The sequence below is a fragment of the Leucobacter chromiireducens genome, from assembly GCF_051993095.1.
Classification (GTDB): Bacteria; Actinomycetota; Actinomycetes; order Actinomycetales; family Microbacteriaceae; genus Leucobacter; species Leucobacter chromiireducens.
This window is the reverse complement of the sequence record NZ_CP197024.1, coordinates 348304-370142: the sequence shown is the minus strand read 5'-3', so window position 1 is coordinate 370142 and position 21839 is coordinate 348304. Positions and strand designations below refer to the sequence as shown.

Below are 21839 nucleotides of genomic sequence, written 5' to 3'. Positions count from 1 at the left end.
CCACGGAAGTGCGGGGCGCGAAAGTGTATGAGTCTGGCTGAGTCAGTGCGCGTTCCGGGTGCGCACGGATCGCGCGACCAGAACTGCGGTGAGCGCGAGGAAGGCGCCGCCGCCGAGGAGGAAGAGGAATGACCCGAGACCGCCGGTGAGCGGAAGCGCGGGAACCGCGACCTGGTGGTTGGTGATCGGCCCGACGGAGACCGGGCCGTCGCTGCCGACAGTCACGGCGACCGGATCGGTGAGCTTCACGAAGCCCGCTGGCGCTTGAGTCTCGACAAGGTGATAAGTCCCCGGCGGGATGTTCGTTAGCCGGAACTTTCCCGCGACCGGGTCCGTGTCGTGCCCCGCGCAGTCTTCCGCGATCTCCGCGACGCAGTCCGTCACGGGGATCGTCGTGCCGCCCGGGATCGCGACGCCGGCCTCGTCGACAGGGATGAGCTCCCACGCGGAGCCCGCGAGCCGATCGCCCTCGGGGTCGACCTTCTCCCAGCTCACGTCGACGCCGGGGAGGAAGTTCACCACGTCGCCGAGCTCGTAGGTCCAGGTGGCGGGGTCAAGCTTGCCCGGGCCGATCACGACGCGGATCGGATCCTTCGCGATGACGTAGCCGTTCGGCGCCTTCGTCTCCGCGAGGTCGTAGCTCCCCCACGGGATGCCAGCCAGGGTGAAGCGCCCGGGCGCGGCGTCGCGGTCTTCGCCAGAACACGTGCCGGAGGTGCAGTCGGCGATCGTGCGGGGCCAGACGCCCGCGGGCATCGTGCCACCCGCGGGAACCACGGGGGTAAGGGTCCACTCGGAGCCCGCGAGCAGGTGCTGCGTGTTGGCGCCATCGACCTTGCGCCAGCTGAGGTCCGGGGCGAGCTGCAGCCCAACCTTCGCAGCCTCAGTCGGGAGAACCGGCGAACCATCGGAGTTGCGGTTCGCTGCGATCGCGACGTTGTTCCAAGCGATCCCAGTGAGGTCTCCGCCGTCTGCCTGCGCGGGGAACACTCCGGTGAAGGCGTCCCCCGGCTTCCAGACGCGGTCGCCGAAGTCGATCCGGATCCCGGTGACCTTCGACCAGTCGCTCGGCAGAGCCGCGTTCCAGTCGTTCGTGCACCCCGCGGGAGCGCTCGAGAGCGCGCCGCCGCCGTTGCCAGCCAGCTCACCCCGGCACGGGTTGTCCGAGGTCGAGTACTGCACCACCGCGTCAGCGGGGAGCCCCGTCACAGGACCGGTCGCATACACGTTGAACTCCGAGCCACGGGCGTCCGCCCCGGGACGCACTCCGTGATCGCCCACGCGGGGCAGGAGATCGTAGGCAACGAAGTTCCGCATGTCAACGTTGCCGCTGTTCCGAATTGCAATCCGGTAGTCCGCTGCACCGCCGAGGTCAGTTGAGCCGATGCCTGGCGCGGGCACGAAGTCCGTGTCGTTCGCGCCCTGAACGCTCTTCAGCGCTGACATACTCGGGCCCTCGAGCACGGAGTACATTTTCTCCGCACGACACCCGCTCGTCGCATCGGGGCCTTGCACTCCGGTGGTGAAGTTCACATCGCCCCAGGTGTTTGCGCCACCGAGGTTCGTGGAGTCCGCGTAACGGCTGGGCGACGCGCAGACGAGGAAACCATCAGCCGACTCGGCTGCCTGCACGAGGATGTTGTTCTTCGTCGTGGCCATGGGGCTGCTGTCCCGCACCCGAGCGTCGAAGCCCACGGTGATCTGCTCACCAATTGCGAGAGCGCCACCTTCAGGGACATTCGGGAAGTCGATGACGACCTTCGTACGGGTGACGCCGTCAACAACGACATCGCTCACGGTGAATCGCGGCTGGCCGAGCTTCGCGATGACCTGCGCTTCTGACCCCGGTTGCCCGGTGAAGCTCAGGTATACGGGGTGTGCGGGATCCTTCGTATCGAGCTCGAGGTTGGCAGGCAAGACCTCAGTCACGGTTGGGGTGAAGGTGTACCGCTTCCCGCTCCACCGCTGGCCGTCCCAGTCGTCGCGCTCCGTGAGAACCTCCACCCGGGCAGGATCGCCGGGGCGCAGCGCAGCCTGAGCGCTCTTCTGGCCCTCCGTAAGGGCGACTTCGGGGTTGTAGACGCGCTTCTCCGCGTAAACGTTGACGATGTCGCGGGCGATGCGGGTGTAGCCGCATCGGCCTTCGCGGTCGCTATCGACAAGCGCACCGTTCGTGGTCATCTGACCACCATTCCAACGCACCGTGTTGTTGCTCGTGCAGTTCTCAATAGTCACCCAGAGGGGATGCTCCGACGCCGGGGTCACGCCGACCATGGGGGTCGTCGCGCCCGTGCTCGTGTTCGTAAAGAAGTGAGGCTGGTACTCGCCGTTGGCGACCGCCTGCGAGTTGTCGAGCGGAATATCCGTGCTCACCGTGCCGAACAGGAAGAGCTTGCCCTTGGTGCCCGCCTTCATCGGGTTCTCGTCGAGCGTGAACTTCGTGATCCACTCGCCCGAACCCATCGGGATCGCTTCGTAGTTTTCAAGGCCCTCGCAAGTGCGCACGGTGGTGTCGCCCGCGGTGAACCCCTCGGGGATCGTGCAGACGCCGGTGCGTCCCTTATTGGTAGTCCAGTGAACTTTCAGCTCTGACATACTGCCGTTCGCGCCGAACGCGATGTCCGTGTACGCCGGGGTCGCGCAGTCAGTGCGGTTCGGATCGCTCGGCGAAGTCCATCCGCAAGGCAGCGTATCCGCGAGTGACCACGTGCCCGTCGCATTGCCCGTGCCTTCAATACTGAACGTGTGAAGGTATCCGCGTACCCAATCGCCCCACGCTGACTGAGCGCCGCGCCAGAACTGGCGACTGTTGCCGTTCGACGCGGTGTAGGAGATGCCCTTCTGCACCGTGAACTCGCCGTCGGCACCGACCCGGAGCTGGACTGCAACGTCATCGCTCGCCCGCAGCAGCGTGTCGCGCAACCAGGGCTTCGTTGTCGTCGTGGCGTCGTTCGTAAACCACTCGTCCCGGTTCGCACCGTCGGTAAAGGTGTCCTCAGGGTAGTTGACGGTGACCAGCAGCTCCTTCGCGAACGTTGAAGCGTCGCACTTCGGCTGGCCATTGTCCATCTTGACGGAGTCGCCAAGTTGCCAGGTCACAGTGTGGTTCGCTGGGTCGTACACGCCGCCAGCGTTCGCGCTGCGGAACACAGTGCCCGGCGGGAGGGTATCAACCACAGTCTGGCCCTGGAACGCCCAGAGTCCATTGACGTTGCACACGTTGCCGTAGTAGTCATAGCCGCCCGCTGCGTTCCACTGCGAGGCGTAGCCCGTGCGAATGAGATAGGTAATGTCGCTGCCAACATACGGGCGCACATCCGACGGGGCGTACTTTGTCTTGACGAGTTTCAGGTCCTGCTGAGACGTGATCGTCACCGGCACTGAGGTCGCAGTAGCGTTTCGCTGACCCGCGAAGAATGTCGCAACCGGGGTGACCGTTGTGCCGTTCGGCGTGATGTAGTTCTGGGTCTTCAAGACAACTGACGCTGTACCCGACTGCCCGCTGGTCATCGTCGCGGGAAGGTCCCAGACGATCTTCCGGTCTGCACCGGTACCCTCGATGCGCGCGGGCGAGTCCACACCGTCGATCTTTGCCGCTGTGTAGCTCGAGACCTCGAACTCCAGCTGATCCGGCTGACCCAGCGGGATCGACATCTCCACGCGCCCGTTGTCACAGCTCGCGTTGTTCGTACTGCCGCACTGGAAGGAGACCTCAAACGAGACGGTCTCACCCGACAGGATCGTCGTGCGATCCGGCCGAATAGACACCGAGATATCGTCGGCCGCCGCCATCGCTGGAGTCCCCACCCCGGTGATCAGCACCAACGCGCACATGACCGCGGCAACGATGCCCGTCAGCACACTCTTGCGCCCTGTGGCGCGCCGCTTTGCGGCCATGTTCATTCCCCCAAGAAAACTGATGAAAAACCCCAGTGCAATCATTTCGGTGATTGCCTCTCACGGGAAGAGAGCAGAAAGAGAAACTTATGTGACGCGGTTCGTGAAAAATTCTTTTTCGGTTGTGAAAGCAGCGTTTGACACACGATTCCGACGCCGTTGACGCATCATCACGATGGATCCTGCCCCGGCGCCCGCGAGAGCTAGTCCCCCGCCTACGAGGACGGCCCAGCTTCCACCGGTCTGAGCAAGCCAGCCCCCTGCGAGTTTCGTGTTCGGCACCATCACGGGGCCTGACTCCTCGGGATCTGGAACGGACCTGGCGATCACCTCGGTGCGCGCCGAGGCGGAATCTGGGAGCGCATAGCCCGCGGGCGCCTCGATTTCCTCAAGCACGTAACAGCGCTGGCTCAGTCCATTGGACATCGTGCCGCCACCGTTTTCGTCGTCTCCGACCCACACACCGGGCACCCGGATGAGCCCTCCGGACCCCGACTCAACCTCGTACGGTCCCCCGTCGGGTGCCGTGACCTCGATGAGGTCGGGCGCGTCAACGCAGTTGCTCGGCAGCTCACTCACCCACAAACGGAAGCGCGCACCGGCGAGCCCAAGCTCAGGGGCCGCTGCGTCGGTCTTCACCGCGAGGAGTTCACCCCAACGCGACCACACCTCCTGAGTGAGCGCACCCGGGGTCCCGTCGCCATCGAGATCGAGATCGTTGACGTTCACGTGAGCCTGGTTCGCGAACTCCGCCCCCTGGGGTACCAGCCCGGTGACCCGCGAAGCTTCCGCGTGTGCCCCGGAGTCGGCGGTCTCCCCGCCGGGCCTGATCACGCCAGATCCGGGGGCACCCGGCAGCTCCGGTGCGCCTTTCCCCGCCGCCGCTCCGGCACTCTCTCCCCGCTCGGAACCAGTGCTGTACGGCTCAGTTGGTGCGGCCTCGGCTGTGACCGGCAGCGGTGCGGGCGCATGCGCCGGCGCTGCCAACAACATGGGCGCCGCGACCCCAGCAGTCACCGCAACGAGGCCGATTGACGCGGCCGCGACCGCCGTGGTGGCCGTCGCGTGCCGCCGCCAGCTCGGACTGCTCGCTATCACCCCCGCACTGACCATGCCGATCACAGCGGCCTGCTCAGTAAAGCGCTTCCATCGGGACCGACAAGCCTGGCAACCTTCAAGGTGTTTCTCGGCTTGGCCTCGGCTGCGGCCATTGCGCTTCCCCCACCGGATCTCGCTGAACTGGGCGACGCACGCTGCGCACTCTCCCGAGAGATCGCGGGTGGGGTGCATGCGCTTGAGCCACGATTTCTTCAGCCCCTCACGCGCACGTTTCAGAAGCACCGAGGTCGAGTTTGGAGAGAGGTCGAGCTCCGCAGCAACCTCCTGCACCGAGCGTCCTCCCACGTCGACCTCGAGAATCACCTGCTTCCAACGCAACGGTAAGTCTTCGAGTGCGGCCGCGGCGGCGGCCTGCTCCTCACGTTCGGCGATCAATTGCCCAACCGCGGGAATCGCCCCGTCAACCACTTCATCGAAATCATCGACGCCGAGCGTTCTGCTGGAATCAGTCCAGCCCCGGGAAAGTTGCCGGGAAACAGTTCGGAAGAGGTACGCGCGAAATGCATCAGTTGGCCCGCCCCCGGAGAGCAGCTGACGGTACACAGCGTCAAACGCCTCTGAGACCGCGTCTTCTGCCTGGTCTGGGTCTTTCCCTCGAGCCCAGGCCAGAGCGACGCTGTGATGCCTCTCCCACAACACGGCAAGAGGCCAAGCCTCACCCTCGCGAATCGCATCACAGAGCACGGCGTCGGAGATCGTCCCCTCGCCCTCGTCATCGCGAGTGCTGTTCACAGCTGCGGAGCTTAGCATTTGACGGCCCCATGTGAGCAGAGAGACGCCGACTCCGCCGCACGCGGGGCACCGTCCCGAAACAACAAAACCCCCGGGCGAACCGGGGGTTTTACTGTGACTCTCTGTAGCTGAGGCGGGGCTCGATCCCGCGACCTCACGATTATGAGTCGTGCGCTCTAACCAGCTGAGCTACTCAGCCAAACTGGCCCGCACAAGGTGCGAGCCAGAGAGTCAGAGCCCCGACCCAGGATTGAACTGGGGACCCCTTCCTTACCATGGAAGTTGTCTTATCTCTCATCAGGCGTTTTGCTTAATTGTGGTTTGCACATTTTGCACATCGTTCTCGGCTCCTTTCAGGTGCTCTAGATCGACTCGAAGGCAATTCAACCGGCCAACACCGGCGCAACGTGTCCACGTCGTGTCCATCCACCGCAAAATACGTTCCTGAATGCACACCCTGCGCACTAGGAACAAACCCCACAGCGTCGGCACGGCTATAGAGCTTGATGCGCGTCTCCGTGGTTCTCTGGTCAGACCGCCTCCTGGACACACGTCGACTCCAACATCGAATACTCATGCCAAAGACTAGGGTCTGTCTAAGAGTTGAATTTCAAAACCTAGCGTTAGGGCGAGCGAGACAATGGCGTACGATCTGGAACAAATGCTTGTAGTCGGCGTTGCGTCGAGCGCGCTCTTTGATCTGGCCGAAGCAGACAAAGTGTTTCAAGAATCCGGGGAGAGCAAATACAGAGAGTACCAAGAAGAGCACACTGCTACACCACTCGACCCTGGTGTAGCCTTCCCTTTTATCAAGAGGCTTCTATCGCTCAACGGCCTTTCCGCCGAGGCAGATAGCCCGTTGGTAGAGGTGATAGTGCTCTCCAAGAACGACCCAGAGACAGGCCTAAGGGTCATGCGCTCTATTTCTCATCACAATCTCCCAATTACCCGCGCAATCTTCATGCAAGGCCGCTCCCCCTACCAGTACATGGACGCGCTGAACATGTCACTCTTCCTTTCGCAGAACGAGAAAGATGTACGCGTTGCCATTGAGAGAGGATTTGCGGCAGGTCAGGTTCTGGGATCACCCGCGGCAGATCAATCCGGCACTGACCTAAGGATCGCATTCGACTTCGATGGAGTGCTCGCGGATGATTCTTCCGAAATGGTCATGCAAGCTAAAGGACTCGCAGCTTTTCACGACAACGAGTCCACCCGGATTAATGAGCCGCTGCCCGAAGGTAAACTCTCAGAATTTCTCCGAGGTATTAACCGGATTCAGGACCTCGAAGAAGCACTTGTGGAACATGACAAAACATACAACCGCCGCGTACACGTCTCCATTGTGACTGCACGCAATGCTCCCTCCCACGAGAGAGTGGTCAGAACTCTCCAATCTTGGGGAGTTCGGGTTAACGACGCCTTCTTCTTGGGCGGAATCGAAAAAGCTCGAGTACTCCGAGTCCTTCGGCCTCACATATTCTTTGACGACCAAAGGAAGCATCTTGAAATCTCTGCGGACGAGGTACCCAGCGTCCACGTTCCGTTCGGCGTCGTAAACAATGGGGCACCAAAATAGTCTCGGAGTACGAAAGAACTCGACTCTGTAAAGTCAAAATGTGTGCTGCAAAGAGTTCAACGAGTAAGCAGGGTTCGCCACCCTGCTCGCACTTCCCCCTAAACGCGCACCGGGCCCCAACGCCGGTTGGGTCAAACTTTGCGTGCATGCTTCAGGAAAGCCGCTAAATAGTTGTTACCTCTCTAGCGAGCAGCGCTCCCACAGAAAGCGTTGCCCCCACACATCTAATGCTAACCTCTCGGACACTCTCGAAGTGAACGGCTCGCATTACATGAGTGACCCGGAAACCGTTCGATGATTTGACTCAAACGCTAGGCCTCCAGGTCTAACTCCGCATAGGTAACACCATTACTTATAAACCTCTAGCGAAGCAGGCACAGATGCATCAGAGTAGAAGCTGCGCATGGAATCAACATCAATTATGACGCCCTTAATAGACCCCTGTTTGGAGTCCCTCCAAGCAGAAATCCAAGGGTCTTCCTGATGGGTCCTGTTTCGCAAAGCCCATCCGGACATGTCTCCGTATGCGTCAATCACATGATTCACGAAATCACGATCACGGTGACTAAGCCGTTTCTCGTTTCCACCAGGAATCGAGTTCTCCATCACGATCGCACCTCGATGATACGCGTACAGCGAAGCCACGACTGGGCCATGCTTCCACGCCTGTATGTCGTCAGGAAACAGTTCGCTTCCACGCAACGCAAGACTCCAAGCCTTGCTGTAGTAAAGAAGCTTCTGCAGCTTTAAGGACTCCACCGAATGGCCGAGATTCTCCAGTCGGTTAAAAATCAAGTCGGCTACATCTCGAACGGCTTGCGTTCCGTCACTGTATGACATCTTCACTCACCTTCCTACTTTTCCTAGAATAACTGCAATTCTCACTCTTATCCACCACTGGAATACGCCCCGCTGAGCTTTTGCTTGGTGGTTCGGTTTATCAAGAGAATGAGTTCCACCGCAAGAATCAGAATGTCATCGGCTTGAGCAGGGAATGGAGAGCTCTCAGTAGAGTCGGCCGTCAACAGCCCTTGCGGCTCAAAACCATTGCTCTTGACCCCAAGCTGTCTTGCCGCCTTCCAGCCCGCCACGTTCTCACGCATGGGAGGCGATGAGGGCGCAGCCGAAGACATCGCTTCAAACATGTGCTTCGTTCGTTCCTCATATAGGTGAACCTCTTTGGGCTTATGCCGCCCTGGTGAACATGAGGCATGGCCTAAGGAAAGCGCAGTGTATCCATTCTCTGGGTTTTGGTCAGACTCTGGGTCTTCTTCGCTTGCGCTTGGTGTGTAGAAAGAAACACGGACGTTCTTCACGCCAATCGCTTCCAAAAACTCCCTTGCCAGTTCGACGGCCTCTGCCCGCAAGAGCTCACCAACCTCTGGGTTCCAATTAGGCAGATGCTTGTGGTGCTTCTCAAGTTGAGATTTCATGCGAGAAGCCGCAGCTTGGTAACCATCAGACTTAGCCTGGGATTTCTCTTCTTTTAACAAGCGGGCTGCTCCCTGAACCTCCCCCTCAAGCTCTGCTACACGCTCTTCGAGACCTTTATCCTTGTGCGCAGCAATTGCCAACCATATGGAAGACACGAGCGCCAGGACCAATCCGCCAAAGGTGCCGTAGGTCTTAAAAAACGCCTCGCCTGGAAAACTCAACCCAGAGAGGATGGCAGCACCTAATCCAGTGGCCGCGGTTCCCACCGCAGAAGAAATACCTAGGAACACCCGTGTTCCACGGCGCTTCCACCACGGCACTGTATTCTTCCTGCTCACTCGGGCCCAGTCTGCTCAATTCCAGTTTTGGCCGAGGCCACTGCTTTCCAATGAATGTACCACGCCGTTTCTTGGAATATCTTGCCAGACCGAAAGGTGGGCGGCGGGTCTGATGCACGTTTAGGTGGCTGATCTGCTATCTGAACGTGCATCAGACCTCTCTGCCTATTTGTGAGTGATTCCGAGACGCTGGTTCTGCGCGTTAAGCATTGCGATACCCGCAGCGCTTGCTTTGTCTCCCACCAGGTGCACATACTTCATCGTGGTCTCAACCCGAGCATGTCCAGCCCAGCGCTGCATTAGCGGCACAGGCACCCCGGCTTCTGCCCACGCCGTGATACCTCCATGCCTTAGCGAGTGCAGATTCTTTCCCTGCCCGGTCTCGTCCCAACACAGTCGCCACTTGAAACGTGTGCGGGTTAATTCAGGAAAGAGTCGTTCTCGTTTTCCTCGGCCTTCCACCATCCGTTGAAGGATCGGCAGAATCACGTTAGCGATCGGAACCCAACGAACCTTGTTCGTCTTCGTGCTCTTCGGAACAGTTTTCCCTTCTGACAGCGACCGCTGAACGAGCACGCGCGGCTGACCATCAAGCACCACATCACCGACTTCCAGCGCACGAGCTTCCCCCCAGCGAAGGGCGAGGAAGTAGATCACCAACGCGACCTCCGCCATCCCCATATCCTTCTTCTTCCAAACCAAGAAGCGCTCATGGATCTCAGTGCTCAGCCACGGGATCTTCTCCGGTGACAATTGCGTGCCAGGGATCGCCGCAGCTCGCGCAGGGTTCCGTGTGATGATCTGCCGCGTGTTCATCAAGTAAGTAAAGAACGCAGATAGAGTCGTCCGATACCGGATGATGCTTCCTTCTTTCCGCGCATGCTCTCGCGCGTCCTCGGCTAACACTTTCTCGACGTGGTGAGTCTTCACGTCCTTCACCCGGAGGCTCAGAAACCATGTCGGAACTCGTTTGAACATATGCTTATCGGTTTCCCGTGTTGCCTCAGAAACTCGGTTCATGAGTTCCCGATACTCATGGAAATCAGCTACATACTCAGAAACCTGACGGCTGCCCTGACGCACATCTATACCGCCAGCACATTCCTCCAAGAGCTTCCGCTCGTATGCCTCCGCGTCACGCTTCAGATCAAACACCCTCGATCCGAGGTACTCGCCGTTTTTGCGTACCATCGCCCGCCAACGGTTGCCGTGCTTCTTGACGGTCATTTGGCTGCCCCCTGCCCACTTACATATGCGTCAATGAGTTCGCGCGAGTACACCCGCTTGTTCTCGGTGATCGTGAGACACGCCTTTGCGATGGGATGGTCGGGCTTCGTGAGCGCGACTCGTCGCACCGAAGTGCGGTCAACACCGATGCGCGTTGCGGTCTCGGTCTCCGTGTACGTGCCGACCGTGACTTCTGGGGATGTCTGATCTGGAATCTCGTTAATCATTGGTGATTGTCTTTCTGGAATCTCGAATAGGTGCGGCTGCTGGCACCTGCCCCGGCGTGGGGTGGTGCGGGCGGCCACCTACGAGAAGCGGCTCAGGCACATGCGTCACAACGAGCACTGGTTCACACGCTGAGCACAATGACTGCGCTCGGGATGTCGAGCAAAGTGGGATACACCAAAGCCTTCTTCCAGCTCGGACCTTCTTCTTGGTGTCCTTCTGTAACTGATCTGGTTTGCTCGTTTCCGACGTTGGGCGAGGTATCGCTGTCTTTGGATGACGTTTGTGCGCCTACCTGAAAGTGATCACGTAGGCGCACAACCCCGTCCGCCTTGATGGCCTCAGGCCGTACTATGCCCGTGGTGTTCCCACCGATTAGGGGTAGTTGGAATACTCTCCATGGCGGTGGAGTGCGAGGAAGAGCGTCGCGGGCGATACCCCGAGGCCCTCCGCTACCTTCTTGCGTGGGATATGCGCCTCGATCTGCCGCTCGGCAACCTCAACGTCTTCGATAGAGAGCGCAGGCTTCGCAGCTTCGCCGCCGCTATTCCCGAACATGTGGTTGTGCCAGATAGTTCCGGCGGTGCGGAGTGCTTGGTCTGCGTCGCGGATGTGGCTGAGCACGAGCCAGTCGCGTTCCTCTGCCGTTGAGCGTTCGAGCGTCACGGGCTGGCAGATCAGCTTCTGATCACCGAACTGCACTTCCAGTCCCATCCCAGTGAGGAGCGTCAGCATGTCGATTGCGTCAGCGAGGGTGGTGCCGAGGCGGTCGATAGTGGCGACTCTGATCACGTCGCCCCGCCTTGCGACAGTCAGCATTGCGTTGAGCTGTGGTTGCGAGCCGTTGATTCCTGAGGTGGCGTCGATGAATAGGGCCTCGACGGTGCCGAGGAGCGCTTCCTGTGCTTCTGGTTCGGTGTCGGTGTCGTGGATACGGAGGTATCCGATCACGCGGGTCTCACGCTCCGGCGCGTAGGTGCGGGGCATGAGTTTTGAGGCTTTAAGCGCCATTGGTTGTGGTTCCTTGATCGTTTGCCCTTGGCAGCCATGGGTTGGCTGCTTCCCAAGGGGTCTCGATCATGCCCTCGTAGCTACGTGCCCGCGACCGATCTGCAGAACGACTTTCATCCATCTGAAATTGCAAGAGTTTCATCACCCATGAGCATTTCCCACTCCTGGCCGCTCGGCGCTCGCTTCTGCACGTCTATGTGCTCGCGTCGGCGCTCGTTTGCGGGGCAACTCGCATGCACTTGGCTAACCTGTCGTCGAGGCGATTGCGGCAGGCCAAAATCCGACCAGCCGTGCTTCGGCTGGTCCGGCTCCCAGCTCAGGCTTTAACAGGACATCAACTGCTCCCAAAAGGTGTGTGCCCCGTATCGGACCTTTAGTCCGATACGGGGCACACAAACGCCGCCTAGGCTCGCAGGGGGGGATGAGTCAGGCGGCGTTGGACGCCACAACCAGCACTTAAGAAGCTCCGCTGAACGGCGGTGCCCTTCGGCTTGCGTGGCGGGTCTTAGCGCTGCTGCAAGTCACGGAGCACCGTCTCAAGCCCTTACGGGGGAACCCGAGGGCTTGAGACAGTGCCCCAATGAACTCGTTGCTAGCTCAGCTGAGTGAGCTCGCCAGCTGCACGGCGCTTGCGCACCATCAGTAGCAGGAGCGCTCCGCCGCCGAGCAGCAGACCTGCGGCGAGGATCCCCGCACCGAGGTAGTCGGAACCGGTGATCGCGAGCGTCCCAACGACGACCTTCACGTCGTCTTCGTCGGTCACCGACTGTCCCGAGGGCGGGTTTCCGGTGACTGAGGCATGGTTATCCACTCGTCCACGGTCTCGATCGGCATCGGTGACCTTGTACTCTGCGGAAGCGGTGACCTGCTCACCCGGAGCGAGTACACCCGCTTCGGTCGGCCATCCGCCGTAGGTGATCTCCGACAAGCCCGCGAGCTTGTCAGTGATCTCTACGCCCGTGAGCGTGACGTTGCCGGTATTGGTCACGGTGAAGCTGTAAGCGATCTTGTCACCGTTCAGCTTCCCGGCCTTCACCAGCTCGATGGAGGGGGACTGCGGCAACGGCGTCTTCTCGTCGTCGTCATCATCCACTGGATCACCGGTCGGCGGGGTGCCGGTCGTGATCGCGTGGTTGTCCACGTTTCCAGCGTCTACATCAGCTTGGGTGAGCGTGTAGGTCGCCGTCGCGGTCACCTGCTCACCTGGAGCGAGTACCCCTGCTTCGCCGGGCCAGGTGTAGCTCAGCTCAGACAGACCTTCCATCTCATCGACGATCGTCACGCCTGTAAGTGTCACGTTGCCGGTGTTGGTGGCGGTGAAACGGTAGTTGACAGTATCGCCCGCAACTGAGCCGGCTCCCTGTTCGAGGCTGCTCGACTTCCGCAGATCGATCCCGGGGCCAGGGGCGACAGGTACGGTCACGTCGTCCGTGTCCGTCACGTCCTCACCCTTCGGCGGGGTACCAGTCGCAGTTGCAGTGTTGTCTACGCTGCCTGCATCCACGTCAGCCTGGGTAAGCGTGTAGGCGGCACTGGCTGTGACGCTCTCACCCGGGGCAAGAACCCCAGCCGTTCCGGGCCACGTGCCGAACACGATGTCTGACAGGCCCTCCAGCTCGTCGACAACCGTGACATCAGCAAGTGTTACGTTGCCCGTGTTGGTGACAGTGAAACCGTAGTTGACCGTATCGCCTGCGAATCCTTCACCGTCGAGCTGACCGGTCTTCACCAGATCAATTACGGGCAGCTGCGTGAGCGGCACGTCATGCTCGTCTTCGTCCTCGACTGGCTCACCAGTGGGCGGGTTGCCGGTCGAGATAGCGGAGTTGTGGACAATACCCGCGTCGATATCGGCCTGGGTGATGGCGTATGTCGCGGTTGCAGTCACCTGCTCACCGGGAGCAAGGACGCCTGCTTCACCGGGCCACGTGTAGGTCAGCTCCGACAGGCCTTCCAGCTCGTCAGCGATTGTCACGTCAGTGAGCGTTACATTGCCCGTGTTCTGCGCGGTGAACGAGTACTCGATGAGATCGCCCGGGACGACGGTTGCACCGTCTTCCAAGCCGCCGGCTTTCACGAGAGTGATCGCAGGTGAGGGCTCAACGGGAACAATCACGATGTCGTCATCCTCCACCGGATCACCCGTTGGCGGGTTGCCAGTAGCGGTTGCGGTGTTCTCCACACGCCCGCTATCTACATCGCTTTGCGTGAGGACATACGATGCGGTCGCAGTCACACTCTCTCCGGGTGCAAGCACACCAGCGTCACCAGGCCACGCGCCGTACGCGATCTCTGACAGCCCGTCGAGCTCGTCCGAGATCGTGACACCCGTAAGTGTCACATTGCCGGTATTCGTTGCGGTGAACGAGTACTGGACGGTGTCGCCAGCCTCACCGGTTGCGCCGTCTTCGAGACCGCCTGTCTTCACAAGGTCGATCGCCGGGTTTGAATCTACAGGAACAGTCACGTCGTCCTGGTCTTCGACAGGTTCACCAGTTGGCGGGTTGCCGGTGGCGGTGACAGAGTTGTCCACGCCGCCTGCATTCACATCGTTCTGAGTAAGAACGTAGGTAGCCGTAGCCGTGACGCTCTCCCCGGGTTCGAGGACGCCAGCAGCAGCGGGCCATGCACCGTACGTGATGTCAGACAGGCCGAGAAGCGGATCGTCGAGCTCGACATTAGTGAGGGTGACTGAGCCTGTGTTGGTGACAGTGAAGCCAAACTCCACAGTGTCACCCGCCTGACCAGTCGCATCCTGTGCAAGCGCACCCGTCTTCTCAACAGCGATGCGCGCATCCTGTGGCAGCGGGACGGTGGCATCGTCGGTGTCGGTGACATCGTCCCCAGCGGGCGGGGTGCCAACGGTCGTAGCGGTGTTATCGACTACTCCTGCGTTCACGTCCGACTGCTTCACCGTGTAGTTTGCGGTGGCAGTGATGTTCTGACCGGGCGCAAGGACACCTGTTTCGCTGGGCCATTCGCCGTACACAATGTCGGAGAGGCCGGGCATTTGATCGGCGATCGACACATCGGTCAGGGTCACGTTCCCGGTGTTGGTTGCCGTGAACTTGTACTCGACGGTGTCACCGGGCTTGCCGGTCTGCCCCTCAGCGATAGCACCGGTCTTCACAAGGGTGATTGCCGGGTTGGACGCCAGCGGCACATTGTTGTCATCAGTGTCAGTCACACTGTCGCCGGTCGGCGGGGTGCCGGTAGCGGTTGCGACGTTGTGGATGTTGCCAGCGTTCACGTCCGACTGCTTCACCGTGTACGTGGCGTTCGCGGTAATGCTCTGGCCGGGCTCGAGAACGCCAGGCGCACCTGGCCATTCAACATAGGTGAGGTCCGAGAGCCCAGGGAGCGGATCAGTGATTTCAACACCGGTGAGGGTCACTCCTCCGGTGTTCGTTGCAGTGAACGAGTACTCAACGATATCTCCGGCGACGCCAGTCGCGCCGTCAGAGAGGCCACCAATCTTCACAAGCTCGATAGCCGGATCGTTCGGAAGGAGTACCTCCGCGTCGTCTTCATCGGTCACCGGAGGGCCTGTCGGCGGGTTACCGGTGACGCTTGCGGAGTTCTGGACAACCTTGTTGTCCCGATCCGACTCAATGATCGTGTACGTTGCTGTCGCTGTGACTTGCTGACCAGGCTCAAGCACTCCTGGCTCACCGGGCCAGCTGTACACCAAGTCCGAAAGCCCTGGCTTTGGATCTGAGATCTCAACGCCAGTCAGCGTGACGTTGCCAGTGTTCGTCGCAGCGAACGAGTACTCAACCGTGTCTCCGGCAAGCCCGACAGAACCGTCAGCGAGTGCTGCGGTCTTTACGAGCTCGATCGCTGGATTCGATGCTGCAGCGCAGTTGTCTGAAATGAGGGCGAGGAGAATGTCCGAGAGCCCCTCGAAGTTCGTTGACAGGTAGTCGCTGCCTTCAACGGGACCCGAGATCTGTGACATGTGCTCGCGGAACTCGTCCATGTCAGTGATGTTGTCCGTCAGGCCAACACCGACAACACGGGCGCCCTGAGCCTTAACGGCGTTCGCGCTCGTCACTGCGGCGTTAATCGTGGCAGTGTTCGTGGAGTTGCCGGGCCCCTGTGCGGGGTTGCCGTACTGAGTCGGGTTTCCATCAGTGACGAACAGAAGCGCGTCGTAGGTGTCACTGCTGCTACCCACTGCAGCGAAGGCTCGGTCCCAGTTCGTTCCACCCTGCTGGCTGGAGGGGCGCTGGATCCCGTTGACCCAACTTGTCACCGCTTGCACGCCTGCGTTGTCGAGCGCTGTGATCGGCAACGGAGCGTTGCTGCCGGCGCTTGTTGCCGGTGCATTCGAGGCGAAGTTGTGCAGCGACAACCGCACGGGATATTCGCTCAGTGACTCAGCGAGTTCTGCCACGCCGTCGCGCATCTGCTGCAACTGCGCATCATCGACGCTGTTCGAAAGGTCGAGGCTCATGACGAGGTCGAGTTCGCACTGGGCTGGCATGGGTGGGTTGTCAGCGGGCGGTACCTGTGCTTGAACTGCCTGCGCAGCTCCTGCGCCACCGAAAGTCAGAAGGGAAGCTGCAAGCGCAGTTGCGAGCACTTTCTTGATTCCACGCCCAAACCCGCTGTAGGAATGGTCGGACCCCATAGTCACCTCCTCTGCCGTAAAGGGCACTTCTTGGCCCCGCAAAGTTTTCCGTTGCACGTTATTCCTTTCCACTTTCAGTGGAGGCCTTGGTTCTGGTTTCGTCGATGGTCCTCGATTCGTATGATTCGGAATCCAGAAACGACGAACCCTCTTTGAATCTCGGTCCTGACCAGTGGGAACGCACGCAAGGCGCGCCTACGCGCATGCGAGGGAACTGGGTCTAGAGATAGAGCCTCCAGCTCCCCAGTATTCTTAGTTTTTTCGTTGCTGAGCAGGGATTTCACCCATTCTGCGAGAACTTCACCCTTACTTCACCCCGGGCGTTTCTCGCCCCCACCCTTGGGTCGTGTGAGCATGAACTTCAGGTTCAGCATGCAGAGAGGTACGTGAGAAATGTCTGTCGAAGGCAGTGGGCCGGCTTCCCTGGCTAACGGTCATGGCCTTGCCTGGGCACTAGAGCCAGCCTTGCATTCTTGTGATTGGGACAAGGTAGCGGAGCTGCTGGTGGATGCCCCCTTGTCGCTCGTACACGACTCTGGGGGCTTGTCCCTGATGCAACGCACCTTGGAACAAATGCCAAGAGACTTTCGCGATGCTCGACCAGACCTGCGATTTCATTTGGAGCTCACTGGCCTAGCACCAATATCGGACTTTCAGTTCGAGGCCGCTAAGTACTCTGCGGCAAGGACTCCTATGTCACGCGCTGCGCTCGTGCGTAGCGTAACTCTTGCTGTAATTGCGCGCAGGTTGGATGGACTCGTAGGTGAAGCACTCGAGGTTGTTGGCGATTCAGAAGCCTGGGTTCTTGCTGAGGCCAGCAGGATCGGCTCCGCTGCAGAGAAGGCCGCGTCCGCATATTTTGCCCAAGCGGCCAAGACACATCTGCTGGCAGGAAACCTTGCGAAAGCGCTCGAAGCGTATCTGCAGGCATGGCGCTGGAGACATCAAGATGAATTAGGGTTCATAGCGCACGAGGCAGCCGGGAACATTGGGCTGATCCATGCTCTCATGGGCCGACTCGAACAAGGAAAAGAATGGCTTGCCCGGTCGCGCGCCTGGCCCTCATCGATTAGCCCGGACTACTCTCCAGTGGTGCAGTTTGCCGCTCCGCTTGCTGAATTCATCATTGCCACCGAGGAGCTGGATCTCTTGAGGGCTAGAACCTTGCTTCAGGATCTGGCGCAACCGACACACGGATTCGAGTTCTATCATCTGATTGTTGAAGCACGAGTGAAGTTCTTGCTCCTGTCGGGACAACCGCTACAGGCTCAACAGCAAATTGCCGAAGCGTCTAGCTGGCTGCCACAGGACGTCTCGAAACGGTTGAACGTCGAAGCTCTCATCAGTCTTGGAGACATCGAAGAAGCTTCAGCGCAGCTGGACTCAATCCATGACACTGCATTTGTGCAGCTATTTCGGGCGCGGATCGCGTCATTGAGCGGCGATTATCAACACGCACTTGATGAGCTAGCCGCAGGTGCAATCAATGCTGAAGACCGCGCGAAGCTGGACTATCTGACCCTCGAAGCAAGTTGTCAACTGGTGTTAGGCAAGAGAATCGAAGCCAAGGAAACATTTGAGGAACTGTTAAAGCGCTTTAACGGCTGCATCTCGGTGTTCGCCTCAGCCCCATCGGACGCCGCTCGGGCTCTATTTGACCTCGTTCCAAAATCTCCCTGTTCTGACGCTATCTACGAGAAATGGCGGTCCAGTGGCGTCGGCCCCCAATTTAACTTTCCGCAGGGAGCTGACAGGGCACCATTAGTTGGCCTCACGTCTCGCGAACTCGTAATCCTCAAGCAGCTACTGAGAGGTTCTTCGAGGAAGGAAGTCGCTGCTCGTGAATCAGTATCTCTAAATACGGTAAAGTCCCAGAGCCGTTCGGCGTTCCGGAAGCTCAGCGTTTCAAGCATCCAAGAGGCACGTACTAAGAGTATTGCACTGGGAATTATCTAACCCCGACCGCATGCAGAGACACGCGTGGAGCACCTTATAGCAATAGACCCTGGCGGGGTGGTGAAGTCTAATCCACAAAGGCGTATCTCAGTACTTTGCGCCCGATACGTTAGAGATCAAGAGCTGCGCTGGCCTGTGCGTGCTCGACTTCCACCTCACTGTGCCTACCAGCACCCTTCAATGCTTGGTACAACGTCGAGCGCGATACCCCGAGACGTTCGGCAATCCGCGTCTTCGGTACGCCTTCGGCAATCAGAGACTGTGCTTCCGCGATCTGTTCCGGTGAGAGTTTTGGTGCGCGGTCGTACACTCCGCGCTTCCTCGCAGCCCGGATACCTTCTGCCTGTCGTTCCCGGATCAGTGCGCGTTCGAACTGAGCGATAGCGCCGAGCATCGCGAGCATAAGTTGATCCATCGGCGACGCATCTGCGCCAGGCTCAAACTTCAGTCCTTCTTTCACGAACTCCACACCGATACCCTCGCCGGTGAAAAAGTGGATCAGCTCGTGCAAGTCATGGGTGGAGCGTGCGAGGCGGTCGATGCTCGCAACACGGATCCGGTCACCAGCTCTCGCGTATCCAATAAGTTCGCGCAGTTCTGGCCGGTCGGTACTACCGCCGGATGCGTAATCGGTGAAGTTCCGGTCAGTCAAGCCAATGCTCTCGATCTGCCGTTCAGGGTTTTGGTCAGTGCTGCTGACGCGTAGGTATCCAATGAGTTGACCAGCCATGTCTAGACCTCCATGCAAAAGTGTGTTTTGTGGCGGGACGCCACCCTGAACAACACACTTTCAGGCAGCACGCTCACTGCCCGGCGAGGTGTACCCCACCGCACACATCACATCCCACGGCGGCTACCAATCCGCGCCCGAAAGCTAAGCACACGGAGCGAGGGCGCTCAGCTATCGGGCTGGCACCTGTAACGCTGTCCGAACCGCCGAAGCCCGCGCGCGGCGCGGAGGCGAACTAACAAGCGCGATGCGGCCCTGAGAGCCCCGCGAGCCCGAAAAGCGCGCCACGGGGCCGTCTGGGGCGGGAAACAGGGACCCGGAAAGGTTTATTGTGAGCGCGGAGCTAACAAGAAAAACTAACTACGCAAAGGCCCATGAAGGGCCGTACTAACTCTTTCGCGCCTCAGCGCTTACTCGCGCGCGGATCACAATCATCTATGGCGCAGGAGCGAGAACTGTGCGCGGATCAGCCGGCGAGTTTCGAATTGTGGTTTCTAATACTGCCATTCACGTTTCTAATGCTGACACCTTTGGGGCAGTTAGAGGTCAGCAGCTTCCATGAGTTCAGCAAGAGACATGCCGAGCGCATCCGCAAGCCCCATCAGCGATGTGATTCTCGGATTTGAAGGCCGATCAACGCCCTGATTCCCAGAAGCTTTTCCCGATTCAAGGAGCTGAATCTGGTTCTTGGTCGTCCCAGCATGCCAAGCCAACGACTCTTGCGTGAAGCCCTTCGCTCCTCGGAGGTCCTTCAGCGTTTCCCCGAACCGCTCAGCTTTCTGTTTGTCCCATGCCACTAATTAATCATCTGCACGGGGACAGCAATAGAACACCCTTTATTGAGGTCATGCTATAAAGTGTCAAGTTGAGGCGCGCATAGCCGATACCTAGACGCGTGCATCTATAGCAATCAAGGCAGTAGCGATTGCCTGAGACACCGAGAGGGAACTACAACATGCAGCGTTCGAGTTTTTTGCGGAACAAGAAGAAGAAAGCCATGGCCACAGTCATGGCGACCGGGGTTGTGGCGGTGGGGCTTCTGAGCCCTACAGCCGCATTCGCAGTTGACACCGTCGACACAGCTCCAACTGTTGACGTCGAGGGAGCCTCCGGCGAAGCGCAGCCGGTCAGCGTAGCCGCCGGATCGGGTATTGACTGGGGCTTTGACCCCGCCGATCATCCCCGCCCGGGCGATGCCGACAACTCGTGGGGTAACTACGGCGAGTATGTCGGTTCGACCTACTGGAGCTTCCAGTGGTTCATGAACTACACCGACCAGGACCAACTCATCACCGGCTACGACCTGATCAAGACCGGGGCATATGGCAACGTCGACATGTCGACCTGCCCACTCCCTATCCCGATCCCGGCTGGCGGCTCAGCTTCATGCGAGTTCTCCTATGAGATGGACTACCGCGACGCTGATCGCGTAACCATCGACCTTTCATGGGTTGGTGACGACAACCTAGAACTCGACTCGACCATAAAGATCCGCACCGAAGGCAGCAAACCGACTGAGCCGACCAAGCCCGTGGATCCGGTTGACCCCAAGCCGGTCGATCCGGTAGATCCCATAGACCCGGTCGATCCCGTAGACCCCGTTAATCCTGTGGACCCAGTCGATCCCGTTCCCCCTGTTGACCCGAAGCCTGTTCCTCCGGTCAACCCAACGGTTCCTGACGGCCCCCAAGGCGAGAGCGGCGCGACTCCTGTTGGAGTGAAGACCGATACCCAGGTTCCAGCGACGCTTGCTGAGACCGGCAGCACACCGTTTGGAGTACTCGCAGGAGCCGCTGCCACAATCCTTGCCGCTGGAGCAGGCCTCCTCGGGTTCGCGGCGAAGCGCCGTCAGGCATACAGCAGCATCTAACAAATATTGAGGTGGTCTCCCAGTGCCTGCTGGGAGACCACCTCAATGACGTAGGAGAGTCATGACTGAGCTTCCAAACAATTTGCCTCCTGCTGGATGGCATCCCGATCCCACTAACAGTGAGCAGCTCCGCTACTGGGACGGCTCATCTTGGACCGAGCAAACCCGCCCCTCGCAGACCCCACGGGTAGGCGATACCCCGGCGAGCAACACAGCATCCAGACGTTCTGAGACGGGCTTTCCGCCTTCGTTACCCGAGTCCGCTGTTCCGGGTCGCGGTTCGATCCCACCAGCTTCGATGCGCCCACCGGTTGCGCCACAGCGTCCGATCCGTGAGGCAGGGTTCTTCCGCAGCCTGTTCGATCTGAGCTTTGCATCTGACCGTGTGGTCACGGTCTCGTTTGCCCGGCTGATCTATCTGCTCGTGTCGATCTTCTCAGTGCTCTGGTGGCTCGTGAGCACGATCATCCTGTTTGCCATCGGCAGTCAGAGCTCAGATCTTGAGTTCTTGCAAGGCGTCGGAGTGCTGCAACTCGTTCTCGGCCCCGTCGGCGTTCTCTCAACCGTGCTGTTCTGCCGGGTCACGCTCGAAGTGACCATCGCGCTCATCCGCACCTCGCAGAACACCGCGAGACTCGTTCATCTGACGCAGACTTCAGGAGGTGCCAGATGCTCCACACAGGAGGTGAAGGCATGACCGGCGGCGGCTCGGGCTTCAACGCGCTCCCGTGGCTCATTATCATCGTGCCGATCCTCGTGATCGCCGTGATCGTGTTCGCTATCGTTTTCCTTTCCATCAGAGGCAAAGCGAAACAGCGTCAAGCCGAACGAGCTGAGACAGCCGCAGGCTGGTATCTCGACCCTACGAATACGAGCATCGAACGCTACTGGCATGGCGGAGAATGGACGACGCACGAGCGTTCAGCAATACCCGACCGCCCCACGAGTACCTCATGAGCGCTCCCGAGACCCCCGGCCCTGATCTGTCACAGCTGCCACCGCCTCTGCTACCAGGCACTGAGCCTTTGCCAGCGCAGAGCTTGCCTGAACTAGCTCCACCCTCGTTCAACACCGACATTCAGAGCGCC

At 59.7% G+C, this 21839-nt stretch carries 15 protein-coding genes, 1 tRNA gene and 1 pseudogene; 6 read left to right on the top strand and 11 right to left on the bottom strand.

Features of this window, described 5'->3' with window-relative positions; genetic code table 11:
- Positions 1–42: 42 nt before the first annotated feature.
- From ACR81A_RS01685 to ACR81A_RS01675, 3 genes are all read right to left on the bottom strand, one after another.
- Positions 43–3897, bottom strand: coding sequence for an MSCRAMM family protein (locus ACR81A_RS01685; protein ID WP_440312377.1), 3855 nt, complete (start codon positions 3895–3897; stop codon positions 43–45).
- A gap of 87 nt (positions 3898–3984) precedes the next feature.
- Complete coding sequence (locus tag ACR81A_RS01680; protein WP_440312376.1) at positions 3985–5748, bottom strand: sigma factor-like helix-turn-helix DNA-binding protein; 1764 nt, start codon at positions 5746–5748, stop codon at positions 3985–3987.
- A 125-nt stretch (positions 5749–5873) separates the two neighbouring features.
- Positions 5874–5947: transfer RNA gene (locus ACR81A_RS01675), tRNA-Met, on the bottom strand.
- A 441-nt stretch (positions 5948–6388) separates the two neighbouring features.
- On the opposite strand from ACR81A_RS01675, the gene ACR81A_RS01670 reads away from it, so the two are divergent.
- Entirely contained in the window at positions 6389–7327 is a 939-nt protein-coding gene (locus ACR81A_RS01670; RefSeq protein ID WP_440312375.1) for a 5'-nucleotidase, read from the top strand.
- 348 nt (positions 7328–7675) lie between these two features.
- Here ACR81A_RS01670 and ACR81A_RS01665 read toward each other — a convergent pair whose 3' ends face one another.
- From ACR81A_RS01665 to ACR81A_RS01640, 6 genes are all read right to left on the bottom strand, one after another.
- Positions 7676–8167, bottom strand: a complete 492-nt coding sequence (locus tag ACR81A_RS01665) for a Panacea domain-containing protein (RefSeq protein WP_440312374.1) — start codon at positions 8165–8167, stop codon at positions 7676–7678.
- Between the two features lie 47 nt (positions 8168–8214).
- On the bottom strand, positions 8215–9099 hold the full coding sequence (locus ACR81A_RS01660; protein ID WP_440312373.1) for a hypothetical protein: 885 nt from the start codon (positions 9097–9099) through the stop codon (positions 8215–8217).
- A 165-nt stretch (positions 9100–9264) separates the two neighbouring features.
- Complete coding sequence (locus tag ACR81A_RS01655) at positions 9265–10326, bottom strand: tyrosine-type recombinase/integrase (RefSeq protein ID WP_440312372.1); 1062 nt, start codon at positions 10324–10326, stop codon at positions 9265–9267.
- Positions 10323–10553: a hypothetical protein gene (locus ACR81A_RS01650; protein ID WP_440312371.1), complete on the bottom strand. Its 231-nt coding sequence runs from the start codon at positions 10551–10553 to the stop codon at positions 10323–10325. Before ACR81A_RS01650 ends, ACR81A_RS01655 begins: the two co-directional genes overlap by 4 nt.
- A gap of 373 nt (positions 10554–10926) precedes the next feature.
- On the bottom strand, positions 10927–11538 hold the full coding sequence (locus ACR81A_RS01645) for a recombinase family protein (protein ID WP_440312370.1): 612 nt from the start codon (positions 11536–11538) through the stop codon (positions 10927–10929).
- Positions 11539–12154: 616 nt separating this feature from the next.
- Positions 12155–16048, bottom strand: a complete 3894-nt coding sequence (locus ACR81A_RS01640) for a DUF7507 domain-containing protein (protein WP_440312369.1) — start codon at positions 16046–16048, stop codon at positions 12155–12157.
- An 840-nt stretch (positions 16049–16888) separates the two neighbouring features.
- On the opposite strand from ACR81A_RS01640, the gene ACR81A_RS01635 reads away from it, so the two are divergent.
- Positions 16889–18151: a helix-turn-helix domain-containing protein gene (locus tag ACR81A_RS01635; protein ID WP_440312368.1), complete on the top strand. Its 1263-nt coding sequence runs from the start codon at positions 16889–16891 to the stop codon at positions 18149–18151.
- 109 nt (positions 18152–18260) lie between these two features.
- Here the strand turns inward: ACR81A_RS01635 and ACR81A_RS01630 are convergent, their stop codons facing one another.
- Both ACR81A_RS01630 and ACR81A_RS01625 read right to left on the bottom strand, forming a co-directional pair.
- Entirely contained in the window at positions 18261–18881 is a 621-nt protein-coding gene (locus tag ACR81A_RS01630; RefSeq protein WP_440312367.1) for a recombinase family protein, read from the bottom strand.
- Positions 18882–19420: 539 nt separating this feature from the next.
- Positions 19421–19678 carry a helix-turn-helix domain-containing protein gene (locus ACR81A_RS01625; RefSeq protein WP_119284855.1) on the bottom strand — a complete coding sequence of 86 codons (258 nt, stop codon included), beginning with the start codon at positions 19676–19678 and terminating at the stop codon, positions 19421–19423.
- A gap of 200 nt (positions 19679–19878) precedes the next feature.
- Between ACR81A_RS01625 and ACR81A_RS01620 the strand changes: the two genes are divergently transcribed.
- The 4 genes and pseudogenes from ACR81A_RS01620 (at position 19879) to ACR81A_RS01605 (ending at position 21708) form a co-directional block, all read left to right on the top strand.
- Entirely contained in the window at positions 19879–20751 is an 873-nt protein-coding gene (locus ACR81A_RS01620) for a hypothetical protein (RefSeq protein WP_440312366.1), read from the top strand.
- A gap of 61 nt (positions 20752–20812) precedes the next feature.
- Positions 20813–20923: pseudogene (locus ACR81A_RS01615) on the top strand (DUF2510 domain-containing protein); the annotation flags it as partial.
- 126 nt (positions 20924–21049) lie between these two features.
- A complete protein-coding gene (locus ACR81A_RS01610) occupies positions 21050–21448 on the top strand; it encodes a DUF4282 domain-containing protein (RefSeq protein ID WP_440313119.1) in 399 nt (132 codons plus the stop codon).
- Positions 21445–21708 (top strand): DUF2510 domain-containing protein, encoded by a 264-nt coding sequence (locus tag ACR81A_RS01605; protein ID WP_440312365.1) that lies wholly within the window; start codon positions 21445–21447, stop codon positions 21706–21708. Before ACR81A_RS01610 ends, ACR81A_RS01605 begins: the two co-directional genes overlap by 4 nt.
- Positions 21709–21839 lie beyond the last annotated feature (131 nt).